The organism is Streptomyces sp. NPDC006235 (assembly GCF_040613735.1).
Lineage (GTDB): Bacteria > Actinomycetota > Actinomycetes > Streptomycetales > Streptomycetaceae > Streptomyces.
This window is the reverse complement of sequence record NZ_JBEXSR010000054.1, coordinates 1-25,742: the sequence shown is the minus strand read 5'-3', so window position 1 is coordinate 25,742 and position 25,742 is coordinate 1. Positions and strand designations below refer to the sequence as shown.

The window sequence follows — 25,742 nt, the reverse complement described above, 5'->3', positions numbered from 1 at the left end:
CGCACCGCCCGATGTCACATTCCGGGTCCCCGCACGGCTCGCAGTGGTGAGCCGTCTCTGGGAGGACCACGCATGACCGAGATCCCCGTACCCGGCACCGCCGCCCCGCTCGACGAGGCGACCGGGGTGTTCGTCGACCACCGCGAGCTGCTGTTCGGCGTCGTCTACAACATACTGGGCAGCGTCGCCGACACCGAGGACGTCCTGCAGGAGACATGGCTGTCCTGGACGGCCCGCGGCGGGGGCGCTCCCCTGGCCGGCGTCGGCAATCCCCGGGCCTATCTCGTCCGGGTGGCGGTCAACCACGCGCTGCGGCGCCGCGCCGTGATCAGCCGGAGGCAGGAGACGTACGTGGGCTCCTGGCTGCCCGAGCCGCTGGTCGCCGACGAGGGCGCCGACACCGCCGACGGTCCGGCCCTGCGCTCGGAGTCGGTGTCGCTGGCGATGCTGGTGGTCCTGGAGTCGCTCACCCCGCTGGAACGGGCCGTGTTCGTGCTGGGCGAGGTGTTCGGCTACCCGCACGCGGAGATAGCCGACATCATCGACCGCTCCCCCGCCGCCGTACGGCAGTTGGCGCACCGGGCCCGGGAGCACGTGAACGCACGGCGGCCCCGGTACGAGGCGCATCCGCGGGTGCGGCGGGAGGCGACCGAACGGTTCGTGCGGGCGGCGCTCGGCGGGGACATCGCCGAGCTGATGGAGGTCCTCGCGCCGGACGTCACGGCGTGGACGGACGCCGGCGGCAAGCGCAGGCCGGCGAGCCTGCGCCCGGTGCACGGCCGGGACAAGGTGGCCCGTCTGCTCACCTCCGGGCGGGGCGGCCCGAGCAACCCCGTGTTCCGCTACCGGCGCGTCAACGGCGACGACGCGGCGGTGCTGTTCGACGGCGACGCGCCCTACGCCGTCCTGGTCCTGGACCTCACCCCGGAGGGCGACCGGGTGCGCGGGATCTACGTCGTGGCCAACCCGGACAAGCTCACCCACCTGCCCAGGGAGGCGGCGTGAGCGCCGGACGCGGTGAGCGGCTCGCGGACTGGTTCGACGGCCGGCTCGGCACCCACACGCTCGGCCGGAAGTACCTGCGCAAGGTGTTCCCCGACCACTGGTCCTTCCTGCTCGGCGAGATCTGCCTGTACAGCTTCGTCGTGCTGGTCCTCACCGGCGTGTATCTGACGCTGTTCTTCCATCCGTCGATGAACGAGGTGACCTACCACGGGAGTTACGCACCGCTGAACGGCGTGCGGATGTCCGAGGCGTACGCCTCGACGCTGGACATCAGTTTCGACGTGCGCGGCGGGCTGCTGATCCGGCAGCTGCACCACTGGGCGGCGCTGGTCTTCGTCGCGGGGATGCTGACGCACATGATGCGGCACTTCTTCACCGGCTCGTTCCGCAAGCCGCGTGAGGTCAACTGGCTGTTCGGCTGGCTGCTGCTCTTCCTCGGCCTGTTCGAGGGCCTGTTCGGCTACTCGCTGCCGGACGACCTGCTGTCGGGCACGGGGCTGAGGTTCGTGCACGGCGCGCTGCTGTCGGTGCCGATCGTGGGGACGTACCTGGCGATGTTCCTGTTCGGCGGCGAGTTCCCCGGCGACGACATCGTGGCCCGGTTCTACTCGCTGCACGTCCTGCTGATCCCCGGGGTGATGGCGGCACTGATCGTCGTCCATGTGCTGCTGGTCGTCTACCACAAGCACACCCAGTTCGCGGGCCCCGGGCGCACCGAACGCAACGTCGTGGGCGCGCCCTTCATGCCGGTGTACCTCGCGAAGGCGGGCGGCTTCTTCTTCCTCGTGTTCGGGGTGCTCGCGCTGATGGCGGCGGTGGCGACGATCAACCCGGTGTGGTCGTACGGCCCCTACCGCGCCGACCAGGTGTCCACGGGCGCCCAGCCCGACTGGTACCTCGGCTTCGCGGAGGGGCTGGTGCGGATCATGCCGGGCTGGGAGATCACGCTGTGGGGCCACACGCTGGTGCTGGGCGTGTTCATCCCGATCGTGGTGTTCCCGCTGCTGCTGCTCTTCATCGGCGTGTACCCGTTCCTGGAGGCCAGGTTCACCGGTGACAGGAACGAGCACCATCTGCTGGACCGGCCGCGCAACCGCCCGGTCCGCACGGCGATCGGGGCGGCCTGGATCAGCCTCTATCTGGTGCTGCTGGCGGGCGGCGGCAACGACATCGTGGCGACCCGCTTCCACCTGTCGATCAACACGGTGACCTGGGCGGTGCGGATCGCGATGTTCGTCGTCCCGGCGGCCGTCTTCGTCGTCACCCGGCGGATCTGCCTGGGGCTGCAGCTGCGCGACCGGGAGCTGGTGCTGCACGGCCGGGAGACCGGCGTGATCAAGCGGCTGCCGCACGGCGAGTACGTCGAGGTGCACGAGCCGCTAGACCAGGCCCGGCTGCACACCCTGACCGCACATGAGCGGCCCGGGGAACTCGTGGTCAGGAGTGGGCGCGACAGAACTCCCGGACAGTCCGGTTGAACGGCTCCGGGGCCTCGAGGTTGCTGAGGTGCCCGGTGCCGGGCAGCACGACCAGGGTGGCCTCGGGGATCGCCTCCAGGAGGGGACGGGCGATGAGATCCACCGGCGAGCGTGCGTCGAGCTCCCCCCACAGCAGCAGGGTCGGCACCCTGATCTTGGGCAGCAGGTCGCGCTGGTCGGCCTCGGTCATGACGGTGAGCTGCGTCCGCATGCTCCGGGGCCGGGTGTCGGCGGACATCACGGACAGGAGGCGGACGGCTTCGGCCGGTGGCCGCCCGGCGAACAGGCCGGGCATGGTCGGCGCGAACTCCTCGTCCGGGACCGCGAGCATCCGCTCCGCCCCCTCGACTCGCGACCGCACCTCCGCCGGAGGCAGCGAGCCCTTCCAGCCGGCGTAGGTGTCCACGAGGAGCAGCGTCCGGACGAGCTCGGCGTGGTGCCGGTAGAGCTCCAGCACCACGGTCCCGCCCCACGACAGGCCGAGGACGTGCGCCGGACCGAGGTCCACGTCCACGATGACGGCCGCCAGACAGCGGGCGTAGTCGGCGAGGACGAAGGAGGGCGGTACGTCGGAGGAGCGGCCGGCCCCGGGCTCGTCCCAGGCGACGACGGTGAACTCGTCGGCCAGGTCCGCGAGCTGCGGACGCCACAGGCGGGCGTCGGTGGTGGCACCGTGCGCGAGCACCAGGGGCGGGCCCTGGCCCACCCGGTCGTAGGCGACCTCGATGCCGTCTACCCGCACCGCGTGCATGACACCAGGCTACGCGCGGGTGCCGAAGGCGTCCTGTCGGCGGACTCCCCCGGCACCCGGCGTGCTCGTCCGGTCCCTACCCCTGGTCCGCCACGAAGGCGGCCATGCGGGTCAGGGCGGCGTTCCAGTTGATCGTGTGCTCGTTGGTCGACCAGGACTGGATGTCGTCGATGTAGCAGAACTGACCGACACAGCCCTGGAGTTTGCTCTGTGCGTAGGGGTCCTGGATGCTCGAGTTCGGTCCGCCCGCCAGGGTGCCCTTCGGCGGGTTCGGCTGGCTCGGGTCGAGCTGGCGAGCGTACCAGCGGCTGTGCTGGTTCTGGGCGCTGACCTCGCCGTAGCCGGTGACGTAGGAGATGTTCAGGGCGTTGCGGCCCAGGATGTAGTCCATGCTCTGGAGCGCGCCGTCGCGGTACTTCGAGGCGCCGGTGATGTCGTACGCGGTGGCGAGGACGACGGCGTTGTTGAGGACCTGGTGGCTGGAGCCCCAGTCGTACTTGTTGCCGTCCGGGGCGTACGGCATGCCGTAGGGGTGTGCCTTCAGCGTGGCCAGGTAGCGGTCGGCGCCCTTGAGGACGGACTGGCGGACCTTGTCCCGGCCGGGCAGCCTGTTCGGCACCGTGGCGAGGTCGAGCCGTCCCGCCGCGCCCGTGCGGGCCCAGTCGAAGCCGACGGGGGTGAAGAGGTCGGCCGTGTGGACCGGCGACTTCAGGACGTAGTCCTGGAACGGCTTCTCGCCCGTGCTGAGGTACAGCTCGGCCGCCGCCCAGTAGAAGTCGTCGGTGACGTCGCTGTCGGCGTAGGCGCCGCCGCCGACGCCGTCGCTCTCGGAGGCGTAGCGGTCGGGGTGGGCGAGCGCCGCCGCCCAGGCCTTGCGGGCGGCTGCCAGGGCCCGGTCGGCGAACGCCTTGTCGTAGGGCCGGTAGAGGCGGGCCGCCTGTGCGGCCGTGGCGGCCAGGTTCAGGGTCGCGGCCGTGGACGGCGGGTGCAGTTCCCGCTTCTGCGGGTCGTCGCTGGGCAGCAGCGGCAGTCCGGTCCACTGCTCGTCGTGCATCTTGTGGTGGGCCATGCCGGCCAGCGGCTTGCCGTCGGGCACCTGCATCTTCAGCAGGAACTCCAGCTCCCAGCGGGCCTCGTCGAGGATGTCGGGGACCTTGTTGCCGCTCTCGGGGATGGCGAGCGTGCCGTCGCCGAGCTTGCCGGCGTCGCCGGTGCGGGCGTGCAGCGCGCGTTCGTGGGTGCTCAGCACCTCCCAGGTGGAGATGCCGCCGTTGACGACGTACTTGCCGTGGTCGCCGGCGTCGTACCAGCCGCCGCTGACGTCCAGGCTGTAGTCGCAGACGCCGGGCTGGCACGGGACGTCGGTGTCGCCCTTGTTGGGGGCCACGCCCACGTGACCGGCCGGGCGGCCGTAGCCGGGCCGCAGGTCGTCTCGTATCTCGATGCCGCTGCGCTGGGTGTAGTAGTACTTCGCCGAGTCCAGCCGGAGCCTCTCGTAGGCGCTCGCGTCGATGTCGAAGGGGCGGCTGGTCTCGCCGTCGGCGACGAGCGTGAGGCCCGTGCCCTTCTTGCGGTACGCGCCGAAGTCGATCGAGTGGACGTTCTGTCCGGAGGAGGCGTCGACGCCGCGCGGCACGGTCGTGCCCCGGGCCACCGTCCTCCCGCCGGAGGTCCTCAGCTCCCAGGGCAGTTTCGCCGTGGCGTCGGTGACGAGGGTGGCGTTCTTCGGCCCGGCGGGCAGATAGGCGACCTGGTTGACGCGGACCCGGGGCCCGGTGTCGGGCTCGTACGGCTCCGGCGTCACCCCGCCGAGCAGGGAGACGTCGTCCACGCAGAAGCGCCAGGGATCCGCGCTGCCGCCGAGCTGGAGGCCGACCTGGCCCTGAGTGGTGTCGGCGGGTGCGGTGAAGGTGTAGGAGTAGGTGTCGCCGGAGACGCTGAGCTGCGGTGACACCTCGTGGTAGGTGTCGTACGGCGACACGGACAGGCCCACGATCGCCCGCACGACGTGCCCGGCGGGCGTGCCGGTCGCGCTGAAGGAGAAGCGGTACGACTCCCCCTTCACCAGGGTGATGTCGTTCTGCCCCACGGCGGCGTCCCAGCGGTTGGTGGTGCCGCCGGGGACGTCGGCGCAGAGCCGGCCGTCGGACAGCCCCGCCGTGACGTTGCTGGTGGCCCACCACGGGTCCATGGTCGTGTCGAAGGTGCCGTTCCTGACCTGCTCGACCTCCTCGGCCCCGGCCGGTGCGGAGGGCAGCGCGGTGAGCGCGGTCGCCAGCAGGGCCGTCAGGGACAACAGGGCGGTTCTGCGTCGTTTCACGTCCGGGCTCCTCTGGAGAGGTGCGGGTGACGCTCGGCGTGGGAGCGCTCCCAGATGTGGATGCCCGCCATGGTTGTTGCTGATGTGACGCCCAGTCAACGGTCCGGACAGGACTGGCTGTTCGCCGCCCGTCCGGACCGTCGTGCCCGAGAGATCAGGCGGCCGGGGTCTCCAGCCTGCTGATGCGGAGGGCGCCCCGGGGCTCGTCGGGGTGGCGGCTCGTCATCGTGAGCCGGATCCGGGAGCCGCGGACGGTCTTGAAGGTGATCACGGTGGGGGCGTCGGAGGCGGTGGCCCAGTCGATCACCGTGTCCTGCACGGCCCGCCACGCCCGGCCGTCCCACACCGCCACCTCGATCGCCGCGGGCAGGCTGTGCGTGGCGTCGACGGTGAAGGAGACGTCCACCCGGTCGAAGCCGCGGGTGCGTCCGTGGTCGACCGTGACCCAGTCCTCGGAGCGGGCGCCGTCGAAGGCGGGCAGCAGGGCCGTGGCCTGTTTGTAGAAGCCGTTGGACCAGCCGGTGGCCGGGTCACCGTCGAGCATGGCGGCGGGCAGGGTGTCCGGGCGGCCGGAGTAACTGGCGTCCGCGTGCGGGTAGTTGATCGGCGCCGGGTGCTCCGGCCGGAAGGCGGGCGGGGCGGTCTCGGCCCGGTCCGCCGCCCGGGTGGCGCGTACGGTCGTGGTGCCGGTGCGCAGGCCGTCGGCGCGGGCGGTCACCCTCACCGTGCCGGACTTGGTGCCGGAGCGGACGATGGCGAGGGCCTTGCCGTGGAAGGCGGTGCGGGTGCTCGCCTGGTAGCGCTCGGCGCTCTCCTGGCGACCGTTGTCGAGCCCGGCGAGGGAGCCGCCCGCGACCTCGAAGGAGAGCAGGTGCTCCGCGTCGGGCACCACCACCCCCCGCCGGTCGACCACCTCGGCGGTCACGAAGACCAGCGAACGTCCGTCGGCGGCCAGGGACGTGCGGTCCGGCGTCAGGCGTATCGCGTGCGGGGCGCCGGCGGTGCGCAGCACGTCGGTGGCGACCACCTTGCCGTCCCGACGCGCGACGGCCTTCAGCTCGCCCGGCCGGTAGGGCACCTTCCAGGTCAGGTGGAGCTTGCCGGCGCTGCCGTTCGGGCTGGTGTAGCTGCCGGGGTAGGGGCCGTCGGTGAAGGTCTTGTCGTCTCCGGTCGTCTCGGTCGTCTCCAGGTAGGTGCGGCCGTCGACGGTCTTCTTGGTGTCGAACCGCCGTAGGCCCAGGGACTTTCCGTTGAGGAACAGCTCGACGGTGTCGACGTTCGAGTACGCCCAGACCTCGACCGTGTCGCCCTCGGCGTGGTTCCAGGTCATCGGCAGCAGATGGACCATCGGCTCCTCGGTCCACTGGCTCCGGAACAGGTAGTACATGTCCTTGGGGAAGCCCGCGGTGTCGACCGCGCCGAAGAAGGACGCCTTGACCGGGAAGACGTCGTACGGCGTGGGCTCGCCGATGTAGTCGATGCCCGACCACAGGAACTGCCCGGCGAACCACTTGCGGTCCCGGTCCTTCTTGTGACCGTACTCGCCGCTCATGGTCCAGGAGGCGAGGTTGTTGTCGTAGGAGGAGGTGCCGCGCCTTCCCGGCGTGTAGTTCTCACCGGTGTTGAGGTGTTCGGGCTCCTGGTACTCGCCCCGGGTCGAGGTCTCCGAGGAGGACTCGGACTCGAAGAGGAAGAGGTGCGGGTAGGCCGCGTGCAGCTGGTCCACCGACTTGGCGGTGTTGTAGTTGAGGCCGAGGCCGTCCAGCTTGGCCAGCATCAGGTCGGCCGCGGAGCCCTTGGCGGGGAGGCGGCGGTACTTGTCGGAGCCGATGACCAGCGGGCGGGTGTCGTCGGCGGCCCTGATCGCGGTGATGATCCGGTCGGCCATGGCGAGACCGGCGGTGGAAGTGGAGTCGGGGACCTCGTTGCCGATGGACCACATCAGCACGGCGGGCGAGTTGCGGGCCGCCAGCACCATCTCGGTGGCGTCCTTCTCGCACCACTCGTCGAAGAACCGGCCGTAGTCGTAACGGTTCTTGCCCGTGCGCCAGCAGTCGAACGCCTCCACCAGCATGACGATGCCCAGCTCCTCGCAGACCTGGATCACCTCGGGCGCGGGCGGGTTGTGGGAGGTCCGCAGGGCGTTGACGCCCATGGACCGCATGATCTCCATCTGGCGGCGTATCGCGTCGATGCTGACCGCGGCGCCGAGCGCGCCGAGGTCGTGGTGGAGGTCGACGCCCTTGAGCTTGTGGTGGGTGCCGTTGAGGAAGAAGCCCTCGTTCGGGTCGAAGCGGAAGGTGCGCAGGCCGAAGGGCGTGCGGTAGGTGTCGGTGGTCCTGCCGCCGACGCGCAGTTCGGTGTGCAGGGTGTAGCGGTGCGGGGCCGCGATGTCCCACAGCTGGGGGCGCCGGACCGTGAGCTCGTGGGTCTCGGTCCTCTCGCCGGTGACGGCGGCCGTGGAGGAGGTACGGGCGACCGTCCGGCCCTTCGGGTCGACGATCCGGGAGACGACCTCGACGTCTGCGCCCGCGCCCGACGCGTTCACGACCGAGGTGTCGATCCGTACGACGGCCCGTTCGGCGGAGATCTCGGGCGTGGTGACGCGGGTGCCCCAGCGGGCCACGTGCACCGGCTCGGTGATCACCAGGCGGGCCTCGCGGTAGATGCCGCTGCCCGAGTACCAGCGGCTGCTGGGGAGCCGGTTCTGGACCTTGACCGCGAGCACGTTCTCGGTGGTGCCGTCGGTGTGCACCAGGTCGGTGAGATCGAGGGCGAAGCCGGTGTAGCCGTAGGGGTGGCGGCCGGCCTCCTTGCCGTTGCAGTAGACGGAGGAGTCCATGTAGACGCCGTCGAACTCCACCGAGATCCGCTTGCCGGCGAGGGCGGGCGGCAGCGTGAAGGCGAGGCGGTACCAGCCGAGGCCGCCGGGGAGGAAGCCGGTGCCGCTGGTGGTGCCGTGCTCGGTGGTGGGGGTCTGCTCGATGCTCCAGTCGTGCGGGACGGCGACCTCGCGCCAGCCGGAGTCGTCGTGCCCGGGAAGGTGGGCGTCGGCATAGGCGCCGGTCGGGTCGGTGATCCCGCCCGGGTTGACCAGCGCGAAGCGCCAGCCGTCGCGCAGCGCGACGGTGCGGCGGCCGGACGCCCCGCGCGCCTCCTCGGCGGCCCACGCCTCCGGAGCACCCAGCAGTGTTCCGGCCGCGGGCGCGGCGGCGGAGGCGAGCAGGACCGATCTGCGCGTGACCGACATGGCGGCTTCTCCCTCATGAAGACCCAGAAGTACTCACAACTGATCGTGAACAAACAGATTCTGTCGAGGTGTCACACTGGGCCGTCAAGGGTGCGGCAGCGCTGTTCTGCCCCAGAGGTCACATCGGCCGGAAATGGGCCTTGACCGTGCGCTGCCGTGGCCGCCCAGGGGTTGCCGGGTCACGTCGGGCGCCCACGGTCTAGTCTGGAACCCAAGCGACCTCCCTGATCACTGTGAGTGTCCGTATGGAGTGGCGACGATGAGGCCGGACGAGCCGTTCGACGATGCCGTGGCCGCCCGTGCCGTCATCGCCGCCGACGGCACGCTCACCGAGTGGAGCGAGGGCGCCCACCGCCTCCTGGGCCACACGGCCGCCGAGGTCCTCGGCCGCCCGGCCGCCGAACTGCTGGCCGACGGAGCGGCGCCGCCGCCCGTGCCGACCGACGCCCGCTGGAACGGGACGCTCACGTTGCGTCACCGCGATGGGCACGCGGTGACCGCGTGGGTGCTCGCCCACCGCAGACCGCCGGACGGCCCGGAGGCGACCGAGTGGCTCACCGTCTCCCCTTCTCAGGCGCCCGGCCCGGAACCGACGGACGATCCGCTGGTGCGGGCGGCCCTGACACAGTCGCCCTGCGCCACGATGATCTTCGACGAAGGGCTGCGGCTGCGCGGCGTCAACGACGCCATGGCGGACCTCCTCGGACTGCCCGCCGACCGGCTGCGCGGCCTGCGGCCCACCGACGTCGGCAGCCGGCCGCAGAACACGGAACTCGAAGAGAATCTGCGCCGCGTGCTGAGCACCGGTCGGCGGCAGGACATGCAGACGTACATGAAGGCCAGCGGCGAGAACCGGGGTGCGCACGCCTGGCTGGCCCGGCTCGCACCGCTCATCGACGACTCGGGCCGGGTGCGGGGCGTGTGCGTGACGGCCCACGACTTCAGCGACCAGTACCGGTCCCGGGAGCGGCTCCAGCTGGTCAACGAGGCGAGCGTGCGCATCGGCACCACCCTCGACGTCACCCGTACGGCCCAGGAGTTGGCGGACGTGTGCGTGCCGGCGCTGGCCGACTTCGTCAGCGTCGACCTGCTCGACGTACGCGACAACGGCGGCGAGTCCGCCGGCGCGCCGACCCCTCCGAAACCGCCGGTGAGCCTGCGCCGCGCCGCCCACCAGTCGGTCAACTCGGGCAGCCCCGAGGCCGTGGCCAAGCCGGGGCAGGTGGACGTCTATCCGGAGAACTCCCCGCAGGCCGCCTCGCTCCTCGCGGGGCGCACGGTCGTGGCGTCCGGAACGGACGGCGGCGACCTCGAGCAGTGGCTGGCCTGGGACCCGGTCCGGTTCCGGCGGATCCGCGAGTACGGCATCCACTCGACGATGTCCGTGCCGCTCCAGGCCAGGGGCTCGACCCTCGGGGTCGCGGTCTTCACCCGCTTCCGTCGCCCGGAGCCCTTCACCGACGACGACGTGCTGCTGGCCGAGGAGGTCACGGCCCGCGCCGCCGTCTGCATCGACAACGCCCGCCGCTACTCCCGCGAGCGCGAGACGACGCTCACCCTGCAGCGCAGCCTGCTGCCCCGCAAGCTGCCGCACACGGCCGCCGTGGAGGCGGCCTCCCGCTATCTGCCCGCCACCCGCTCCGGCGTGGGCGGCGACTGGTTCGACGTGATCCCGCTGTCCGGGATGCGCGTCGCGATGGTCGTCGGCGACGTCGTCGGGCACGGCATCCAGGCCTCGGCCACCATGGGCCGGCTGCGCACCGCCGTCCGCACCCTCGCCGACATCGACCTGGCCCCCGACGAGCTGCTCACCCACCTCGACGACCTGGTCGTCCGGCTCTCCCAGGAGTCCGGAGTCGACGCCGGCACCGGGGAGGTGGGCGCGACCTGCCTGTACGCCGTGTACGACCCCGTATCACGGCGCTGCACCCTGGCCCGGGCCGGGCACCCGCAGCCCATGCTGGTGCCGCCGGACGGCCCGGCCCGGCAGCTCGACCTGCCCTCCGGTCCCCCGCTCGGTGTCGGGGGGCTGCCGTTCGAGAGCGCCGAGGTGGAGCTGCGGGAGGGCAGCGTCCTGGCGTTCCACACGGACGGACTGGTCGCGAGCCGCGAGCGGGACGTCGACGCGAGCCACCGGATGCTGCGCGAGGCGCTGTCGGCTCCCTCCGACTCCCTGGACGAGATCTGCGACCGCGTGCTGCACGCCCTGCTCCCGCCCACCGGCTCCGCCGACGACGTGGCCCTGCTGCTGGCCCGCACCCGGGGCCTGCCGTCCTCCCAGGTGGCGACCTGGGACATCCCCGCCGACCCGGCGCTGGTGGCCCCCATCCGCAAGCAGGTCGTCGACCAGCTCGACCGCTGGGGGCTGACCGAGGCCACGTTCACCGGGGAACTGGTGGTGAGCGAGCTGGTCACCAACGCCATCCGCTACGGCGCCCAGCCCATCCGGCTGCGGCTGATCCACGACGCGTCCACGCTGATCTGCGAAGTGTCCGACACCAACCACACGGCGCCACACCTGCGCCGCGCCAAGACCTGGGACGAGGGAGGCCGCGGTCTGCTCCTGGTCGCCCAGCTCACCCAGCGCTGGGGCAGCAGGCACACCGCCGAGGGCAAGACGATCTGGGCGGAGCTGGCCCTGCTCGACGAGCTGTGACAGCGCGCTTCCCGTTCTCGTAACTCTCTTACCAACTCCTGGTTTCATGGGCGGGCACGCTGTGATCACGCTCCGGAGGACTTCACCCTGAACGCCCCGCTCGCCGAAGTCCTGTCCGTGGTGCTGCTGGCCGCCGTGCTCGTCTGGGCCGTGCTCCGGCCGCGGGGGCTGCCCGAGGCCGTCCTGGCGGTTCCGGCCGCCGGGTTCGCGGTCGCCGTCGGAGTGATCCCGCCGGGCCACGCGTGGGAGGAGATCCAGCGGCTGGGGCCCGTGGTCGGCTTCCTCGCGGCCGTGCTGGTGCTCGCGCACTTCTGCGACGTCGAGGGGCTGTTCACGGCGTGCGGGGCGTGGATGGCCCGCTGGGCGGCGGGGCGTCCCGCGCGGCTGCTGACCGCGGTGTTCGCGCTGGCCTCCGTCATCACGGCCGTGCTCAGTCTGGACGCCACCGTCGTCCTGCTGACCCCGGTGGTGCTCGCCACCGCCACCCGGATGGGCGTCCGGGCCCGGCCGCACCTCTACGCGTGCGCCCATCTGTCGAACACCGCCTCGCTGCTGCTGCCGGTCTCCAATCTCACCAACCTGCTGGCCTTCACGGCGAGCGGGGTGAGCTTCACCCGGTTCGCGGCGCTGATGGCGTTGCCCTGGCTGGTGGCGATCGGCGCGGAGTACCTGGTGTTCCGGCGCTTCTTCGACGAGGAACTGACCGCCCCCCTCCCCTCGCCCGACGCCGAGCGGCCACCCGAGCTACCCCTGTTCGCCCTGGTCACCGTCGGCTGCACACTGGCCGGGTTCGTCGTGGCCTCCGCCGTCGGGATCGCACCGGCCTGGGCCGCTCTGGCCGGTGCGCTCGTGCTGGCCGTACGGGCGCTGCTGCGGCGCCGGGCCACCCCGCTGGCCGTGGTGCGGTCCGCGGCCCCGGCGTTCCTGGCGTTCGTGCTCGCCCTGGGCGTCGTGGTGCGGGCGGTCGTCGACCACGGGCTCGCCGACGCGCTCCACCGGGTGCTGCCCGCCGGCTCGGGCCTGCTCACACTGCTGGGCGTGGCCGCGCTGGCCGCCGTCCTGTCGAACATCGTCAACAACCTGCCCGCGGTCCTGGTGCTGCTGCCGCTGACCGCGGGGGCCGGACCCGGTGCCGTGCTGGCGGTGCTGCTCGGCGTGAACATCGGCCCCAACCTGACCTACGCCGGATCGCTGGCGACCCTGCTGTGGCGGCGGATCGTGCAGCAGCACGGACACCGGGTGGAAGTCGGCGAGTTCACCCGGCTCGGGCTGCTCGCGGTACCGGCCGCGCTGGTGCCGGCCGTGGTGGCGCTGTGGCTGTCGCTGCGCGTCGTCGGGAGCTGAGCGCGCACCCGGTCAGCGGTGGCCGCCGCCATGACCGCCGTAGCCGTAGCCATAGCCGCCGTAGCCGCCATAGCCGGGGTATCCATAACCGGGGTAGCCGTAGCCGGGATAACCGTCCTGGCCGTCCCCGTCGCAGGGGTAGCCGTTGGGGTCGCAGGCCGGGTCGGTGGGGGCCGGGCTGGTCGGTGCCGGCCGCTGTGCCGACGGGGTGGCGGAGGGGGTCGGGGTCGGGGTCGCCGAGGGCTTCTTCGAGGCCGTGGGGGTGGGTGTCGGGGTGGGGCGCGGCGCGGGGGCGGCGGCGTGCCAGTTGACGGCCTCCATCTGGAGATCCGCCTTGGAGGTGTCGATCGCCCACCGCTGGTCCTCGTCGTCGGCCCGAGCCTTGAGGACCAGGGCTCCCGAGCCGTCGGTCGCGGCCGGAGCCAGGGCGAGGTCCTGGTTCCAGCGGGGCACCAGGGCGCCCTGGAGGGTGAAGTCGTAGCGGATGTTCCTGGCGTCCGCCTGGGACGTTCCCGCGCAGGGGGCCAGCCGCACCGAGTAGCCGAGGTGCGAGTCCAGGCACAGGTCCGGGGCGGCGCCGTTGCGCAGCAGGCCGTCGGTCTCGTACGTCCACTGCTGGGCGGCGGCCGAGGAGCAGGGGGTGAGTTCCGCCTCCGCGTCCTCGACGGCCTTGCCGTCCTCGATGCCGACGCACAATCCCGAGTCCACGTTGTGCAGCCGGCCGCGCAGGGTGCCCTTCTCGGCGTCGCCCGACCCGATCCATGACGGGTCGCCCGTCGGCTCTCCCGCACCCGAGCCGGGCGCCTCGGAGGGCCGTCCCGCACCCGCCTGCTGCGGGCCCTCGCCGGAGCTGCCCAGGGACCACAGGACCAGCGGGATGACGACCAGGCCGCTGACGGTCAGGATGCTCACGGAGAGATTGCGGCGGCGGGCGGAACGGCGGGCCGCCTTGTGGGCGGATCTGCGCGCCGCGGCGCGGGGGCCCGCCGCACGCCGGCCGGGACGGGAACCCGCGGCACGCCGGCCGGGCGTGGTTCCAGCGGCCGGCGGGGCGTCGGGCGGGGCCGGGAAGCCGTCGTGGGCGTGAGCACGCGCCGCGTCCCCCGTCGCGGGGGCGGCCGGCGCGGCCGGCGGGCCGACCGGGTCGGTGAACGACTCCCCGGCCATGCCCGCGAGGACCACGGGGTCGGGGAAGGCTTCGCCACCGGCCACACCTGCGGGGAGTCCGGTCCCCGCGGCGGCCGACTCCGCGCCGGGCCGCGGGGCGTCCGTCTGCGCGCCGGGGCCCGGGGCGTCCGGCACGTCGCTCTCCGCGACGCCGCTCGGTCTGCCCTCCGCGTACTCCAGGCCGCCCCAGCCGAGCACCGCCTCCGCCAGGGCGGGACCGAGCCCGTGGTTGAACCGGCCGAGCTGGTCCGCGGCGGCGGCGCAGTGCCCGCAGCCCTGGATATGCGCGCGTAGATCGGGGTCGAGATCGAGGGCGCCACGCCGGTACGTCACGTCGAGCAGGCGGAGATAGCGCCGGCACTCCTCGTCGGGCGCGAGTTCGCGGTGCAGCTGGAGGCTCTCCTCGCGCAACCGGTCACGGGCCCGGTCCAGTTCGACGCCGGCACCCTCCTCGTCCAGGCCGAGCAGCCCGGCCGGGACGGCGAGCGGCTCGGCCTCGACCTCTACGTGCCACAGCAGACAGCGCGCCGACTGGGGCAACCGCTGGAAGGCACCGGACAGCAGGCGCCGGTGCTGCTGCGGCAGCAGCCGGGCGGCCACTCGCTCCCCCTCGCCGGACCCGGACAGCAGGTCCGGGTGAAGCATGTCGCGTCTGTGGTCGGTGGCCCACTCGGCGGCGATACGCCGCACGGTGACGAGCAGATGGGGCCGCCACGCCGAGGTGGGGCCGGTCTGGCGCAGGGTCTCGCCGAAGATCCGGGTGAAGGCGGCCGTCGTGAGTATTCCGGCGGAACGCGGCCCGTCGGTGCACAGCCGTGCGTAGGCGGAGGCCGCCTCCCAGTGCCGGTCCAGCAGTTCGCCGACGGGGTGAAGTGCGGGGGTCGCCCCCGTCCACTTCCTGAGCTCGGCGCTCAGTTGCTCGTCCGTCGCGCCGATCCTGCGGGCCGGACCCGGAGAATTCGACGGGCCTGCGTCGTTCACGGCTGCATTCCTCTCAAGGACATGCGGGAGAAAGTCCATACCAAGGGGTATGTCGGCCCGGTGGCCTCGCGCATGCGAAGAAAGGCGTGTTGTCCGGACGCCGACAGGGCACACCTTTGCACAGGTCAGCGACAGGGAACAAGTGATCTCGCGGTTTCGTGCATTGCGTACGCGGCCGGAGCCTTTTGACAAAACGTCAATGTGCGGTGCGAAAGGGATTTCCGCACTGTCCGTTCTGTTTTTTCCCGGCGCGTTTTCGCCCGGCTCCGGGAGTCGCCTCAAAACCATTGGACTGCCGCCCGCACAGCAGCTCACACCCTCGGGCCTTCCCGGAACGGCCCTTTCGGGAACTCCTCCCGGAACCAATGACGACACCTCTGCTCAGCCGCGCGGACCGCCGTGAGCGGTGTTCCGGTACGCCCCGGGAGGTGTTCCGTAGCGCTCGCGGAAGACGCGGTTGAAGTGGAACGGGCTGGCGAAACCCGAGGCCGCGGCGACGCGTTCCACGGACAGGTCGGTGCCCTCCAGCAGGCGGGCGGCGTGACGCAGCCGTGCCTCGCGCAGGGCGCGCATGGGCGACCGGCCGAGCTGGCGGCTGAACAGATGGGCGAAGCGGGACGGCGACAGGGAGACCTGTCCGGCCAGCGAGCGGACGGTGTGCGGGGCGCCCGGGTCGGCGTCGATCAGCTCCTGGGCCCGTTGGATCCGCGCGTCGAGGCCGGGCCGTGGTTCCGTCGGCCGGGCACCGGCGGTGGCGAGGAGGACGATCTCCTCCAGGGCGCACAGGGCCAGTTCGCGGGCGGCGCCGCCGTGCGCGACGGCGATCTGCCCGTCCGGGGTCGCGGTGTCGTCTGCGACACTCCCAGGGGCCACCGCCTCGGACGGTGGTGCCCCGGCCGAGGCCCCTGGCCGGCGGGCGTCGGCGTGCATGCGCCGGAACGCCGCCTCGACACGGCCGTGCACTCCGACCGGGGCGGACGTGACCACGTAGACCCCGTCACCGGCCTCGTACGGTCGCAGCCACGCGGCCCACGACGGGCGGGCCTGGCAGTGCGCCCACCAGAACCGCCAGCGGCGGGCGCCGGGCCGGACCGTGTAACGGTGCGGGGCGCCCGGGGCGAGCACCACCAGGTGGCCCGCGCCGGCCGAGGTCTCCACCGCGCCCTGCCGGAGCAGCCCGCGGCCTCCCGTGGTCCAGGTGAACAGCCAACTCGCGGATCCGTACGGTCGGTTGACGACGTAACCGGGCGGCTGGTCGAAGTGACCGAGCACGACCAGGCCGGGCGGCGGTGCGGGGTCGCCGCGGGCTGGGTCCCCGTCGTGCCCGTGCTCAGCAGTACCGGGCAATCCGTCAGCACGCACGGGCATCCCCCTCGGCAGCACGGTCGCCTAGCGTGTCGTGCCGGGGACCACTGACCGAGGAGTGCGCTCATGACAGTCACGGGCAACGGCGCCGCCGGCGCTCCCATCCTGGACCCTGCCGCGCTCCAGCGGTACCGGGAGGGTTTCGAGGAGGACGGTTTCACGGTCGTGCGCGGGCTCTTCGGGGCCGACGAGACCGAGCGGCTGTGCGACGAGTTCGCGGCACTGCGTGCGGCCGGTCCGGTCCCAGGGCATTTCGAGCCGCGCGCGTCGGGGCCGGGCGCCGATCCGCTGCACGTCTGGCCGCGGGTGATGCACCCGCACGAGATCAACGGCCTCGCTCGCGACGTCCTGCTGGACGCCCGACTGCGGACGGTGCTGGAGGTGCTCCTCGGGGAGGAGGTCCTGGCGGCGCAGAGCATGTTCTACTTCAAGCCGCCGGGGGCCCGGGGGCAGGCGCTGCACCAGGACAACTTCTATCTGCGGGTGGAGCCGGGCACCTGTGTGGCGGCGTGGCTGGCCTGCGAGGTGATCGACCGTGAGAACGGCGGGCTGGAGGTCGTGCCGGGCACGCACCGGATGGGCCTGTTCTGCCCGGAGGAGGCGGACGCGGGGGTGTCCTTCGCGCGGGAGTACGTTCCGCCGCCGCCCGGTCTGGCGCCCGTGCCGGTGGACATGTCGCCGGGGGATGTTCTGTTCTTCAACGGCAGTCTGGTGCACGGGTCGCAGCCGAACCGTTCGGGTGATCGGTTCCGGCGGTCGTTCATCGGGCATTACGTGGGGCGGTCGGCGGAGCGGATCGGCAGGTTCTACCGGACGTTGACGATGAGCGGGGCGAGGGTGGCGCTGCCGGAGAGCGAGGGGGCGGGGCCCTGCGGGACGGAGTTCACGTGGCAGGGGCCCCACTAGTCGCTCGTCTGCGGGTTTGGTGTGGCTGGTCGCGCCGTTCCCCGCGCCCCTGGAGGACGGTTTCAGTGACCGGCGATCGGATGCGGTGTGTAGGGCCGCTCCAGTTCCTCGAGTTCCTTGTCGCTGAGCTCCAGCTCCACCGCCGCCACCGCGTCCTCCAGGTGCTGCGGCTTGGACGCTCCGACGATCGGGGCCGTCACCGTGTCCTGGTGGAGGAGCCAGGCGAGCGCGACCTGGGCGCGGGGCACGTCCCGCTCCCCGGCGATGCGGGTGACCGCCTCGACGATGGTGCGGTCGCCCTCTTGATACAGGTTGCTGCCGAAGGTGTCGGTGGCGCTGCGCTCGGTCGTGGTGTCCCAGTCGCGGGTGAGACGGCCGCGGGCGAGCGGGCTCCAGGGCAGGACGCCGACGCCCTGGTCCGCGTACAGGGGCAGCATCTCGCGCTCCTCCTCGCGGTAGAGGAGGTTGTAGTGGTTCTGCATGGAGACGAAGCGGGTCCAGCCGTTCAGCCGGGCGGTGTACTGGGCCTTGGAGAACTGCCAGGCGTACATCGAACTGGCCCCGATGTAGCGGACCTTGCCGGCCTTGACGACATCGTGCAGGGCCTCCATCGTCTCCTCGACGGGGGTGTGCGGGTCGAAGCGGTGGATCTGGTAGAGGTCCACGTAGTCGGTGCCGAGGCGGGTGAGGCTCTGGTCGAGCTCGCTGATGATCGCCTTGCGGGACAGGCCGCCGCCGTTGGGCCCGGGCCGCATCCGGCCGTGCACCTTCGTGGCGAGCACGATCTCGTCGCGGCGGGCGAAGTCGCGCAGGGCCCGGCCGACGATCTCCTCGCTGGTGCCGTCGGAGTAGACGTTGGCCGTGTCGAAGAAGTTGATGCCCGCCTCGACCGCCTGCCGGATCAGCGGGCGCGAGGCCTCCTCGTCGAGGGTCCACTCGTGCCGGCCCCGGTCCGGCAGGCCGTAGGTCATGCACCCCAGACAGATCCGCGAGACGTCCAGGCCCGTCGAACCGAGCTTCACGTACTGCATCGTTGCTGCTCCTGCCTTCGGGAGGTGTTCCAGGGGGAGCGTACGTGCTCGTGTGCGCTCGAAGCCGTCGCGGGCCGCACCGGCTCACGGGCCGTCATCGTTGCTGGCCCCAGGCTCCACGCGAAGCGGGGTTACTGGATGCCGCGCGGGCAGGCGCTGTACACCGGCGGCGTGGTGGAGGGACCCACGGTCGGCTGCGGCTGACCGGCCGGCCGTCAGCCGCGTTCGACCAGGTCCAGCGCCCGTTCCCAGCCGAACTCCGGCCGTCCGCCGTCCTCACCGGGTTCTCCGGTGTACGGCTGCCCGAACCGCACGCCCATGCCCCGCAGCCGTTCGAGACTGTCCCGGTAGGTGGGGTGGGACGCCAGCGCGTCGGCCACGCACGGCAGGACGGCGACCGGCACGCCGAGCCCCGCGGCCTCGCACAGGGTGCCCAGGGCGAGGGTGTCGGCGATGCCGGCCGCCCACTTGTTGACGGTGTTGAAGGTGGCGGGCGCGACGACCACGGCGTCGGGCGCCGGGAACGGACGCGGCTCGCCCGGGGTGCGCCAGGCGGACCGGATCGGGCGGCCCGTCTGCGCCTCGACGGCCGCGGTGTCGAAGAAGCCGTTCATGGCGACGGGCGTCGCGATGACACCGACCTCCCAGTCGCGCTCCTGCGCGGCGGTGATCAGTTTGCTGACGTCCGCGGCGATACCGGCGGCGCAGACGACGACGTAGAGGAAGGGCTTCCGGGCGGACTGTTCGGTCATCCCGGAAACCCTAGTGACTCCTCAAGGCTCACCGGACGGGGAAGGTGGCTCCGCGCTCGTGCTCCGGCCGCGGGCCGAAGATGCGACGCTCCCGCTCCTCGATCGGTACATCATTGATGCTCGCCTCGCGGCGGGTCATCAGGCCGTGCTCGTCGAACTCCCACAGTTCGTTGCCGTAGGAGCGCCACCACCGGCCCTCCGCGTCCCTGCACTCGTACTGGAAGCGGACCGCGATGCGGTTGCCGTCGAAGGCCCACAGGTCCTTGCGCAGCGCGTACTCCCGCTCGCGCTCCCACTTTCCGGTCAGGAAGTCGACGATCTCGGCGCGTCCGGTGAGGAAGGTGTCGCGGTTGCGCCAAACGGAGTCCTCCGAGTAGGCGAGGGCGACCTTGTGCGGGTCGCGGGTGTTCCAGGCGTCCTCGGCGGACTGGACCTTCTGCGCGGCGGTGTCCCGGGTGAAGGGCGGCAGCGGCGGGCGGTCGCCCGTGGAGAACGGCCTCAACTCACTTTCTCCGAGACGGTGATGGCGCTCACCGGGCAGGCCCGGGCCGCCTCCCGTACCAGGGGGCTGCCGCCGCCGTCCTCCTGGCCGGGCAGCAGGGCGCTGTAGCCGTCGTCGTCCTGGGTGAACACGTCCGGGGCGGTCAGGGCGCACTGGCCCGCGCCGATGCAGACGTCCTTGTCGATGTCGATGTGCATGTCCGGAAGCCTCTTACCAGGTCACGGGAAGTTCCAGCATCCCCTGGATCGTGTCGCCCGGTTTGAAGGGGATCTCCTCGGCCGGGGCGGCCAGCCGCAGCGCGGGCAGCCGGTCGAAGAGGGTGTGCAGGGCGATCTCGAGTTCGGCGCGGGCGAGGTTCTGGCCGAGGCACTGGTGGATGCCGAAGCCGAAGGCGACGTGATGGCGGGCCGGGCGGCTCCAGTCGAGCGTGTCCGGCTCGGGGTAGACCGTATCGTCGCGGTTGATGACGGAGGTCGCGAAGACCACGCCGTCGCCCTTGCGGATGGTCGTCCCGGCCACCTCGATGTCCTCGACGGCCAGGCGCAGCAGGCCGTCGGCGATCGACAGCATCCGCATCAGCTCCTCGACGGCGGCCGGCAGCAGCCGCGGGTCGGCGCGCAGTTCGGCCAGCCGTTCGGGGTGCTGGAGCAGGGTGAAGGTGCCGAGGGAGATCATGTTGGCGGTCGTCTCGTGGCCCGCGACCAGCAGGATGAGCGCCAGGGCGATCAGGCCCTCGCGGTCGACCGCGCCCTCGCGCAGCTGCCGCTGGACCAGGTCGTCGAGCAGACCGGTGCCGGGGGCGCGCTGCTTGCGGTCGATCAGCTCGCCGAAGTACGCCTCCAGCCGGTCGCGGGCGTCCTCGACGTCCGCGGTCTCCGGGCCGCGCAGCAGCCGTCGTGACTGGGCCTCGAAGAAGTCGTGGTCGGCGTACGGGACACCGAGCAGGGCGCAGATGACCATGGACGGCACGGGCAGCGCGAAGGCGCTCACCAGGTCCGCGGGCGGGCCCTGGGCGATCATCGCGTCGAGCCGTTCGTCCACGATCTGCTGGATCCGTGGCCGGAGTTCGACGGCCCGTTTGAAGGTGAAGTCGCCGACGACCATCCGCCGCTGGGCGCGGTGCTCGGGGTCGTCGACGCCGAGCAGGGCTGTTCTGCGGTTCGTGATCCCGGCGAACCGCCGGGTCGGGGCGGGGAAGCCGGGACGGCTGCGGTTGGAGGACAGCCGCGGGTCGGCCAGCAGCGCGCGGGCGGTCGCGTGCCCGCTGACCAGCCACGCCTCACGGCCGTCGAAGAGGGTGATGCGGGTCAGGGGGCGCTCGTCGCGCAGCGAGTCGTACGCGGCGGGCGGCTGGTAGGGGCAGGTCCGGCTCTGGGGGAAGGCGACGGGTGCGGTCGTTTCCGTCATGAAGACCTCGCAGACGAAGTGTGCGTCGTGCCGATCTTCATTAGATGCCCCAGGCACCTATAGAACGACGCGAAGTTCGGCCAGATCGGTGGCGGCGCCAACATGGCCGAGGAACGCCGTCTTCCAGTTCGAACGCCGGCCGTCGGGGGCCGGGTTGCGGGAGCCGGTCCCCTGCCGGAAGCGGCGGTGCGCCGGTGCCGGTGGGAAAACCGGTTGTCGGTGGGGCGTTGCAGGGCCCAGGATCCAGCCATGTCCGACTTCGCCGTCCTGCTGCCGCCGTCCGCCGCCGCTCCTGCCGCGCGCCGACAGCAGCGGTCCGGCCGCCGTGGAGGGCCGACGCCGCCGCGGTCATGACGGCCGCGCTCGTCGCGGGGCTGCTCGCCGGGTACGGCATCGCCGTCCCCGTCGGCGCCGTCGGGACGTACCTCGTCTCCCTCACCGCCCGTACGTCCCTGCGCACCGGTGTCTGCGCCGCGCTCGGCGTCGCCACCGCCGACGGGCTGTACGCCCTCGCAGCCACGCTCGGAGGCGCGGCCCTGGCCGACGCGCTGCGGCCGGTGCTCGGGCCGCTGCGCTGGATCTGTGTCCTGGTGCTGCTCGGGCTGGCGGGGTGGGGCGCGGTCACGGCCGTGCGCGAACACCGCGGCCACCGGCTCGCCACGCGGACGGCCCCCGCTCCCCCGGGCCCCGCACGGGCCTACCTGGCGCTGCTCGGCGTCACCCTCCTGAACCCCACGACCGTGATCTACTTCGCGGCACTCGTGCTCGGCTCCCGGTCCGCGGGGCCGGCCGGCGCTCCGGAGCAGGGCGTCTTCGTGCTCGCCGCCTTCGCCGCCTCGGCGAGCTGGCAGGTGCTGCTCGCCGGGAGCGGAGCCCTGCTGGGGCGGGCGCTGACCGGTCACCGGGGCCGGCTGGTGACGGCGCTGGTGGCGAGCGGGGTGATGACGGTCCTGGCCGTGCGGACGGCGGTGGCGCCGGGGTGAGACGCGCCGCCGGCCCGGACGTGCCGTGGTGCGGATGATTCGCGGGCGTATCGGTGTTGAAGGCGGATGCCGGTCAACCGTGACACGACGATGGGACGGATGCCATGCCTCTCCAGGGCGAGTACGAACCCAGCCCGACGCAGTGGGTGCGCAAGCAGGTGGAGCTCTACGAGAGCTCCGGCGGCACGCAGGGCACGACCCTCCAGGGCTCGAAGATGCCGGTGGTCATCCTCACCTCACGGGGTGCCAGGAGCGGCAAGCTGCGCAAGACACCGGTGATGCGGGTGGAGCACGAGGGGCGTTACGCCGCGGTCGCCTCCCTCGGCGGCTCGCCCAAGCACCCGGTCTGGTACTTCAACATCAAGGCCGATCCGCACGTGGAGCTGCAGGACGGCCCGGTGAAGCAGGACATGGTCGCCCGTGAGGTCACGGGCCAGGAGAAGGCCGAGTGGTGGGAACGCGCCGTGGCGGCGTATCCCCCCTATGCCGACTACCAGAAGAAGACGGACCGGGAGATCCCCGTGTTCGTGCTGGAGCCGACCGACGGCGGGTGACGCGGCAGGCCTTCGGCGCCCCCGGGCGGCCATGCGAGCAGGGCGAGGACGGGCCCCTGAGCGGACCGGCAGCGGTCGGCCGCCCAGGGGCCTTGTTTCGGGCCGCCGGGGGACGAAGCCGCCATCGCCCGGCCGCTGGGGCACGGAAGGCGACCCGTCCGGCGGGCACGAAACGCCGCCCGACCGTTGGGAGACGGATAGTCGCCCGTCCGGCGGGCTCGGAACTCCACCCGATCGATGGGCCACGGACGGCCGCCCGACCAGCGGGCACAAGACACCCCCCGACCGTCGGAACACGCAAGGCCGCCCGACCGGCGGGCACAAAACACCCACCCGACCGATGGAAACCGGATCGTCGCACGACCGGCGGACACAGGACACCACACCCACCCGACCGTCGGAACACGAAAGGTCGCCCGACCGGCGGGCGCGAAAACCGCCGTCCGCTCGATGGGACACGAGTCGTCGCCCGTCGGCGGGCACGAAACACCACCCGACCGTCGGGGGCACAGGGCGGAGCCCGTCCGGAGGTGGGCGGAGGAGGGCGTCCGCCGCCGGCATCCGGGGCGCCGAGCGCACCCCCGAAGTTGCCCCCCGGTCCCGCCCGGAACGACGCCCCCGCGGAGCGGGCCCGAGAGGCCGACCGCCCTGTCCGGGGCGGTCGGCTAAAAACTTCTCCGGGGGCGTGCATGAACCGTCGGCGACGGGGCACGCGTGGGTCAGGCCCCGCCGCGTTCCCCCGTCGCGGCGGGGCTTTCCGCTGCCTCTCGCGCGCGATGGTCGGTGACATCGAGGAAGATCTGGTCGGCCTCGGGGACCGTCCGGGCGATGGAGCGCTTGATGCGGACGGCGACGTCCTCGACGCGCTCGCTGTCCAGGCCGGGCACGAGGTCGACGCGGGCGGCGATAAGTGCCGTGTCGAGGCCCGTCTTCATGGTGAACAGTGCCTCCACGCTGTCGATCTCGGGCTGTGCCCGCAGCAACTCCCGGATCCTCCCGCTCGACTCCTGGTCGGCGGCCTCGCCGATCAGCTGGTCGCGGGCGTCCCGGCCCAGCCGGTAGGCGACGTAGACCAGCAGCGCGCCGATCGCCAGGGAGGCCGACGCCTCCCACACCACCTGGCCCGTGACCATGTGCAGCGCCATACCGGCGATGGCGAGCGTGACGCCGAGCACCGCCGTACCGTCCTCGGCGACGACCGTGCGCAGCGCGGGGTCGCGCAGCCCGGCGCCCGTGCCGCCCTGCCGGCGCACCTGGTACAACGCCCGCAGCAAAGAGGCGCCCTCCGCGAGGAGGGCGATACCGAGCACGATCAGACCGGCCACATAGCCGCCGGTATCCTCCTCCGCTCCGCCCGCCAGGGCCTCGAAGCCCTGGAAGAAGGAGAAGCAGCCGCCCATGACGAAGATCCCGACGGCCGCCAGGAGCGACCAGAAGAACCGCTCCTTGCCGTAGCCGAAGGGGTGCCGCCGGTCGGCGGGGCGGCGGCTGCGGCGCAGCGCCGCCAGTAAGAACACCTCGTTCAGGCTGTCGGCCACCGAGTGGGCCGCCTCCGACAGCAGGGCCGGTGATCCCGCGGCCAGGCCACCGACCGCCTTGGCTGCCGCGATCACCAGATTGGCAGCGAGCGCCACCAGCACGGTGACGCGTGTCCTCCGATCAGTTCCTTCTGCAGTCACCCACGCCGATTGCCCCGGTCGGCGGTGCTCACACCGTGCCGTCGGCGGAAAAAGGGGAACGCGTTCACCGGGGCACACGCACGACAAGCAGGCCACACGTACGCCGAAGGAGGTCATCCCCATGAGCCGCGACGACGGCGACGGCGGCAACAGCGCCTACGGAAGGAGCAGGTTCAAGCGGTCCAAGGCGCATTTCTCGGACCGGATCACCGCCGATGGCCGGGACGGCTGGCCGGTGGAGGCCGGCCGCTACCGTCTGGTCGTCAGCCGCGCCTGCCCGTGGGCGAGCCGGTCGCTGGTCTCCCGGCGGCTGCTCGGCCTGGAGGACGCGCTGTCCCTGGCCGTCGCCGACCCGATCCAGGACGACCGCAGCTGGCGCTTCACCCTGGACGAGGACGGTCGCGACCCGGTCCTCGGCATCCGCTATCTGTGTGAGGCGTACGACCGCCGGGAGAGGGACTACCCCGGCGGTGTCAGCGTGCCGGCGATCGTGGACGTGCCCAGCGGACAGCTGGTCACCAACGACTACCAGCAACTGACGCTCGACCTCGCGACCGAATGGTCGGCCCTGCACCGGCAGGGCGCGCCCGACCTGTACCCGGACAAGCTGCGCGACGAGATCGACGAGGTGATGGCGGACGTCTACGAGGACGTCAACAACGGCGTGTACCGGGCGGGTTTCGCCACCGGGCAGGAGGAGTACGAGACCGCCTGCGCGGGCGTGTTCCGGCGGCTGGAGCTGCTCGCGGACCGCCTGGAACGGCAGCGGTACCTCGTCGGCGACACCATCACCGAGGCGGACATCCGGCTGTTCACCACGCTGGTCCGCTTCGACGCGGTCTACCACGGCCACTTCAAGTGCAACCGCTGGAAGCTGACGGAGAACCGGGTGCTGTGGGGGTACGTCCGGGACCTCTACCAGACGCCCGGCTTCGGCGACACCGTCGACTTCGACCACATCAAGCGCCACTACTACCAGGTGCACACGGGCATCAACCCGACCCGCATCGTGCCGCTGGGCCCGGACCTGTCCGGCTGGCTGACCCCGCACCACCGCGAGGAGCTGGGCGGCCGGCCGTTCGGGGACGGTACGCCGCCCGGGCCGGTCCGCGCCGAGGAGCGGGTCCCGGCCGCCCACACCCCCTGACCACTTCCGTCCACCCCTCACCGATCAAGGAGATTCACGTGGCCAAGAAGAAGAAGCTGCCCTTCGCCTACCAGCCCCTCGGGTTCGTGCTGGGCTGGTCGAGCGGCTGGCTGGCCGGGCTGGCCTTCCGCAAGACATGGATGGCGATCCGTCACGAGGAGGACGCGCCCGACGCGCTGGACAAGGACCGCGGCTGGGGGGAGATCCTGCTGGCCGCCGCGGTCCAGGGCGCCATCTTCGCCGTGGTGCGCAGCGCCGTGGACCGCGCGGGCGCCAAGGCCATCGAGCGTTCCACCGGCACCTGGCCGGCCGGGGAGAAGGGCGGCCGCGACTGAGCACGACACGGCCCCGCCCGCCGGTGCGGCGGGCGGGGGCTGGGCGAAGATCGTGGCAACGATGCGGTGGGTGCGGCCCTCGTGCTCGATCGTGTACGGGACGTGGTAGCGGAGGACCCAACGACCGTC

Annotated in this window: 20 protein-coding genes; 9 read left to right on the top strand and 11 right to left on the bottom strand. The window is 72.2% G+C overall.

The features are described from left to right. The first annotated feature begins 72 nt into the window (after positions 1–72). Entirely contained in the window at positions 73–1,005 is a 933-nt protein-coding gene (locus ABZ192_RS38655) for a sigma-70 family RNA polymerase sigma factor (protein WP_356929141.1), read from the top strand. Beyond that, positions 1,002–2,483 carry a cytochrome bc complex cytochrome b subunit gene (locus ABZ192_RS38650; protein WP_356929140.1) on the top strand — a complete coding sequence of 494 codons (1,482 nt, stop codon included), beginning with the start codon at positions 1,002–1,004 and terminating at the stop codon, positions 2,481–2,483. The genes ABZ192_RS38655 and ABZ192_RS38650 overlap by 4 nt, the downstream gene beginning before the upstream one ends. Here the strand turns inward: ABZ192_RS38650 and ABZ192_RS38645 are convergent. The 3 genes from ABZ192_RS38645 to ABZ192_RS38635 form a co-directional block, all read right to left on the bottom strand. Next, positions 2,443–3,234 (bottom strand): alpha/beta hydrolase, encoded by a 792-nt coding sequence (locus tag ABZ192_RS38645; protein WP_356929139.1) that lies wholly within the window; start codon positions 3,232–3,234, stop codon positions 2,443–2,445. The genes ABZ192_RS38650 and ABZ192_RS38645 overlap by 41 nt on opposite strands. A gap of 76 nt (positions 3,235–3,310) precedes the next feature. After that, a complete protein-coding gene (locus ABZ192_RS38640; RefSeq protein ID WP_356929138.1) occupies positions 3,311–5,554 on the bottom strand; it encodes a glycoside hydrolase family 9 protein in 2,244 nt (747 codons plus the stop codon). A gap of 154 nt (positions 5,555–5,708) precedes the next feature. Next, complete coding sequence (locus ABZ192_RS38635; RefSeq protein ID WP_356929137.1) at positions 5,709–8,804, bottom strand: glycoside hydrolase family 2 TIM barrel-domain containing protein; 3,096 nt, start codon at positions 8,802–8,804, stop codon at positions 5,709–5,711. A 259-nt stretch (positions 8,805–9,063) separates the two neighbouring features. Here ABZ192_RS38635 and ABZ192_RS38630 point away from each other — a divergent pair, with 259 nt between their 5' ends. Both ABZ192_RS38630 and ABZ192_RS38625 read left to right on the top strand, forming a co-directional pair. After that, on the top strand, positions 9,064–11,460 hold the full coding sequence (locus ABZ192_RS38630; RefSeq protein ID WP_356929136.1) for a SpoIIE family protein phosphatase: 2,397 nt from the start codon (positions 9,064–9,066) through the stop codon (positions 11,458–11,460). A gap of 87 nt (positions 11,461–11,547) precedes the next feature. Continuing rightward, a complete protein-coding gene (locus ABZ192_RS38625; protein WP_356929161.1) occupies positions 11,548–12,804 on the top strand; it encodes an arsenic transporter in 1,257 nt (418 codons plus the stop codon). 12 nt (positions 12,805–12,816) lie between these two features. Here ABZ192_RS38625 and ABZ192_RS38620 read toward each other — a convergent pair whose 3' ends face one another. Together ABZ192_RS38620 and ABZ192_RS38615 are read right to left on the bottom strand one after the other, a co-directional pair. After that, positions 12,817–14,952 carry an RICIN domain-containing protein gene (locus ABZ192_RS38620; RefSeq protein ID WP_356929135.1) on the bottom strand — a complete coding sequence of 712 codons (2,136 nt, stop codon included), beginning with the start codon at positions 14,950–14,952 and terminating at the stop codon, positions 12,817–12,819. Between the two features lie 381 nt (positions 14,953–15,333). Beyond that, positions 15,334–16,320, bottom strand: a complete 987-nt coding sequence (locus ABZ192_RS38615) for a helix-turn-helix domain-containing protein (protein WP_356929134.1) — start codon at positions 16,318–16,320, stop codon at positions 15,334–15,336. A 63-nt stretch (positions 16,321–16,383) separates the two neighbouring features. On the opposite strand from ABZ192_RS38615, the gene ABZ192_RS38610 reads away from it, so the two are divergent. Next, entirely contained in the window at positions 16,384–17,223 is an 840-nt protein-coding gene (locus tag ABZ192_RS38610) for a phytanoyl-CoA dioxygenase family protein (protein WP_356929133.1), read from the top strand. 62 nt (positions 17,224–17,285) lie between these two features. Here the strand turns inward: ABZ192_RS38610 and ABZ192_RS38605 are convergent, their stop codons facing one another. From ABZ192_RS38605 to ABZ192_RS38585, 5 genes are all read right to left on the bottom strand, one after another. Then, positions 17,286–18,254, bottom strand: coding sequence for an aldo/keto reductase (locus ABZ192_RS38605; protein WP_356929132.1), 969 nt, complete (start codon positions 18,252–18,254; stop codon positions 17,286–17,288). A gap of 215 nt (positions 18,255–18,469) precedes the next feature. Beyond that, a complete protein-coding gene (locus ABZ192_RS38600) occupies positions 18,470–19,006 on the bottom strand; it encodes a flavoprotein (RefSeq protein ID WP_356929131.1) in 537 nt (178 codons plus the stop codon). Between the two features lie 28 nt (positions 19,007–19,034). Beyond that, positions 19,035–19,508 carry a nuclear transport factor 2 family protein gene (locus tag ABZ192_RS38595; RefSeq protein ID WP_356929130.1) on the bottom strand — a complete coding sequence of 158 codons (474 nt, stop codon included), beginning with the start codon at positions 19,506–19,508 and terminating at the stop codon, positions 19,035–19,037. Further along, positions 19,505–19,705, bottom strand: a complete 201-nt coding sequence (locus tag ABZ192_RS38590; protein WP_356929129.1) for a ferredoxin — start codon at positions 19,703–19,705, stop codon at positions 19,505–19,507. The genes ABZ192_RS38595 and ABZ192_RS38590 overlap by 4 nt, the downstream gene beginning before the upstream one ends. A gap of 13 nt (positions 19,706–19,718) precedes the next feature. Continuing rightward, positions 19,719–20,915, bottom strand: coding sequence for a cytochrome P450 (locus tag ABZ192_RS38585; protein WP_356929128.1), 1,197 nt, complete (start codon positions 20,913–20,915; stop codon positions 19,719–19,721). A 350-nt stretch (positions 20,916–21,265) separates the two neighbouring features. On the opposite strand from ABZ192_RS38585, the gene ABZ192_RS38580 reads away from it, so the two are divergent. Together ABZ192_RS38580 and ABZ192_RS38575 are read left to right on the top strand one after the other, a co-directional pair. After that, positions 21,266–21,898 carry a LysE family transporter gene (locus tag ABZ192_RS38580; RefSeq protein WP_356929127.1) on the top strand — a complete coding sequence of 211 codons (633 nt, stop codon included), beginning with the start codon at positions 21,266–21,268 and terminating at the stop codon, positions 21,896–21,898. Between the two features lie 104 nt (positions 21,899–22,002). Further along, positions 22,003–22,452, top strand: coding sequence for a nitroreductase family deazaflavin-dependent oxidoreductase (locus ABZ192_RS38575; RefSeq protein WP_356929126.1), 450 nt, complete (start codon positions 22,003–22,005; stop codon positions 22,450–22,452). 719 nt (positions 22,453–23,171) lie between these two features. Here ABZ192_RS38575 and ABZ192_RS38570 read toward each other — a convergent pair. Then, positions 23,172–24,218, bottom strand: a complete 1,047-nt coding sequence (locus ABZ192_RS38570; RefSeq protein ID WP_356929160.1) for a cation diffusion facilitator family transporter — start codon at positions 24,216–24,218, stop codon at positions 23,172–23,174. A gap of 34 nt (positions 24,219–24,252) precedes the next feature. On the opposite strand from ABZ192_RS38570, the gene ABZ192_RS38565 reads away from it, so the two are divergent. Both ABZ192_RS38565 and ABZ192_RS38560 read left to right on the top strand, forming a co-directional pair. Then, positions 24,253–25,278: a glutathione S-transferase C-terminal domain-containing protein gene (locus ABZ192_RS38565; protein ID WP_356929125.1), complete on the top strand. Its 1,026-nt coding sequence runs from the start codon at positions 24,253–24,255 to the stop codon at positions 25,276–25,278. A gap of 38 nt (positions 25,279–25,316) precedes the next feature. Beyond that, on the top strand, positions 25,317–25,613 hold the full coding sequence (locus ABZ192_RS38560; RefSeq protein WP_020274281.1) for a DUF4235 domain-containing protein: 297 nt from the start codon (positions 25,317–25,319) through the stop codon (positions 25,611–25,613). Positions 25,614–25,742: the final 129 nt, after the last annotated feature.

Excerpts from the sequence above, each read along its gene's own strand:
- ABZ192_RS38645 (WP_356929139.1), bottom strand. The coding sequence starts at position 3,234 with ATGCACGCGGTGCGGGTAGACGGCATCGAGGTCGCCTACGACCGGGTG.
- ABZ192_RS38565 (WP_356929125.1), top strand. The coding sequence starts at position 24,253 with ATGAGCCGCGACGACGGCGACGGCGGCAACAGCGCCTACGGAAGGAGC.
- ABZ192_RS38610 (WP_356929133.1), top strand. The coding sequence starts at position 16,384 with ATGACAGTCACGGGCAACGGCGCCGCCGGCGCTCCCATCCTGGACCCT.
- ABZ192_RS38600 (WP_356929131.1), bottom strand. The coding sequence starts at position 19,006 with ATGACCGAACAGTCCGCCCGGAAGCCCTTCCTCTACGTCGTCGTCTGC.
- ABZ192_RS38615 (WP_356929134.1), bottom strand. The coding sequence starts at position 16,320 with ATGCCCGTGCGTGCTGACGGATTGCCCGGTACTGCTGAGCACGGGCAC.
- ABZ192_RS38585 (WP_356929128.1), bottom strand. The coding sequence starts at position 20,915 with ATGACGGAAACGACCGCACCCGTCGCCTTCCCCCAGAGCCGGACCTGC.
- ABZ192_RS38605 (WP_356929132.1), bottom strand. The coding sequence starts at position 18,254 with ATGCAGTACGTGAAGCTCGGTTCGACGGGCCTGGACGTCTCGCGGATC.
- ABZ192_RS38575 (WP_356929126.1), top strand. The coding sequence starts at position 22,003 with ATGCCTCTCCAGGGCGAGTACGAACCCAGCCCGACGCAGTGGGTGCGC.
- ABZ192_RS38635 (WP_356929137.1), bottom strand. The coding sequence starts at position 8,804 with ATGTCGGTCACGCGCAGATCGGTCCTGCTCGCCTCCGCCGCCGCGCCC.
- ABZ192_RS38630 (WP_356929136.1), top strand. The coding sequence starts at position 9,064 with ATGAGGCCGGACGAGCCGTTCGACGATGCCGTGGCCGCCCGTGCCGTC.
- ABZ192_RS38580 (WP_356929127.1), top strand. The coding sequence starts at position 21,266 with ATGACGGCCGCGCTCGTCGCGGGGCTGCTCGCCGGGTACGGCATCGCC.
- ABZ192_RS38655 (WP_356929141.1), top strand. The coding sequence starts at position 73 with ATGACCGAGATCCCCGTACCCGGCACCGCCGCCCCGCTCGACGAGGCG.
- ABZ192_RS38590 (WP_356929129.1), bottom strand. The coding sequence starts at position 19,705 with ATGCACATCGACATCGACAAGGACGTCTGCATCGGCGCGGGCCAGTGC.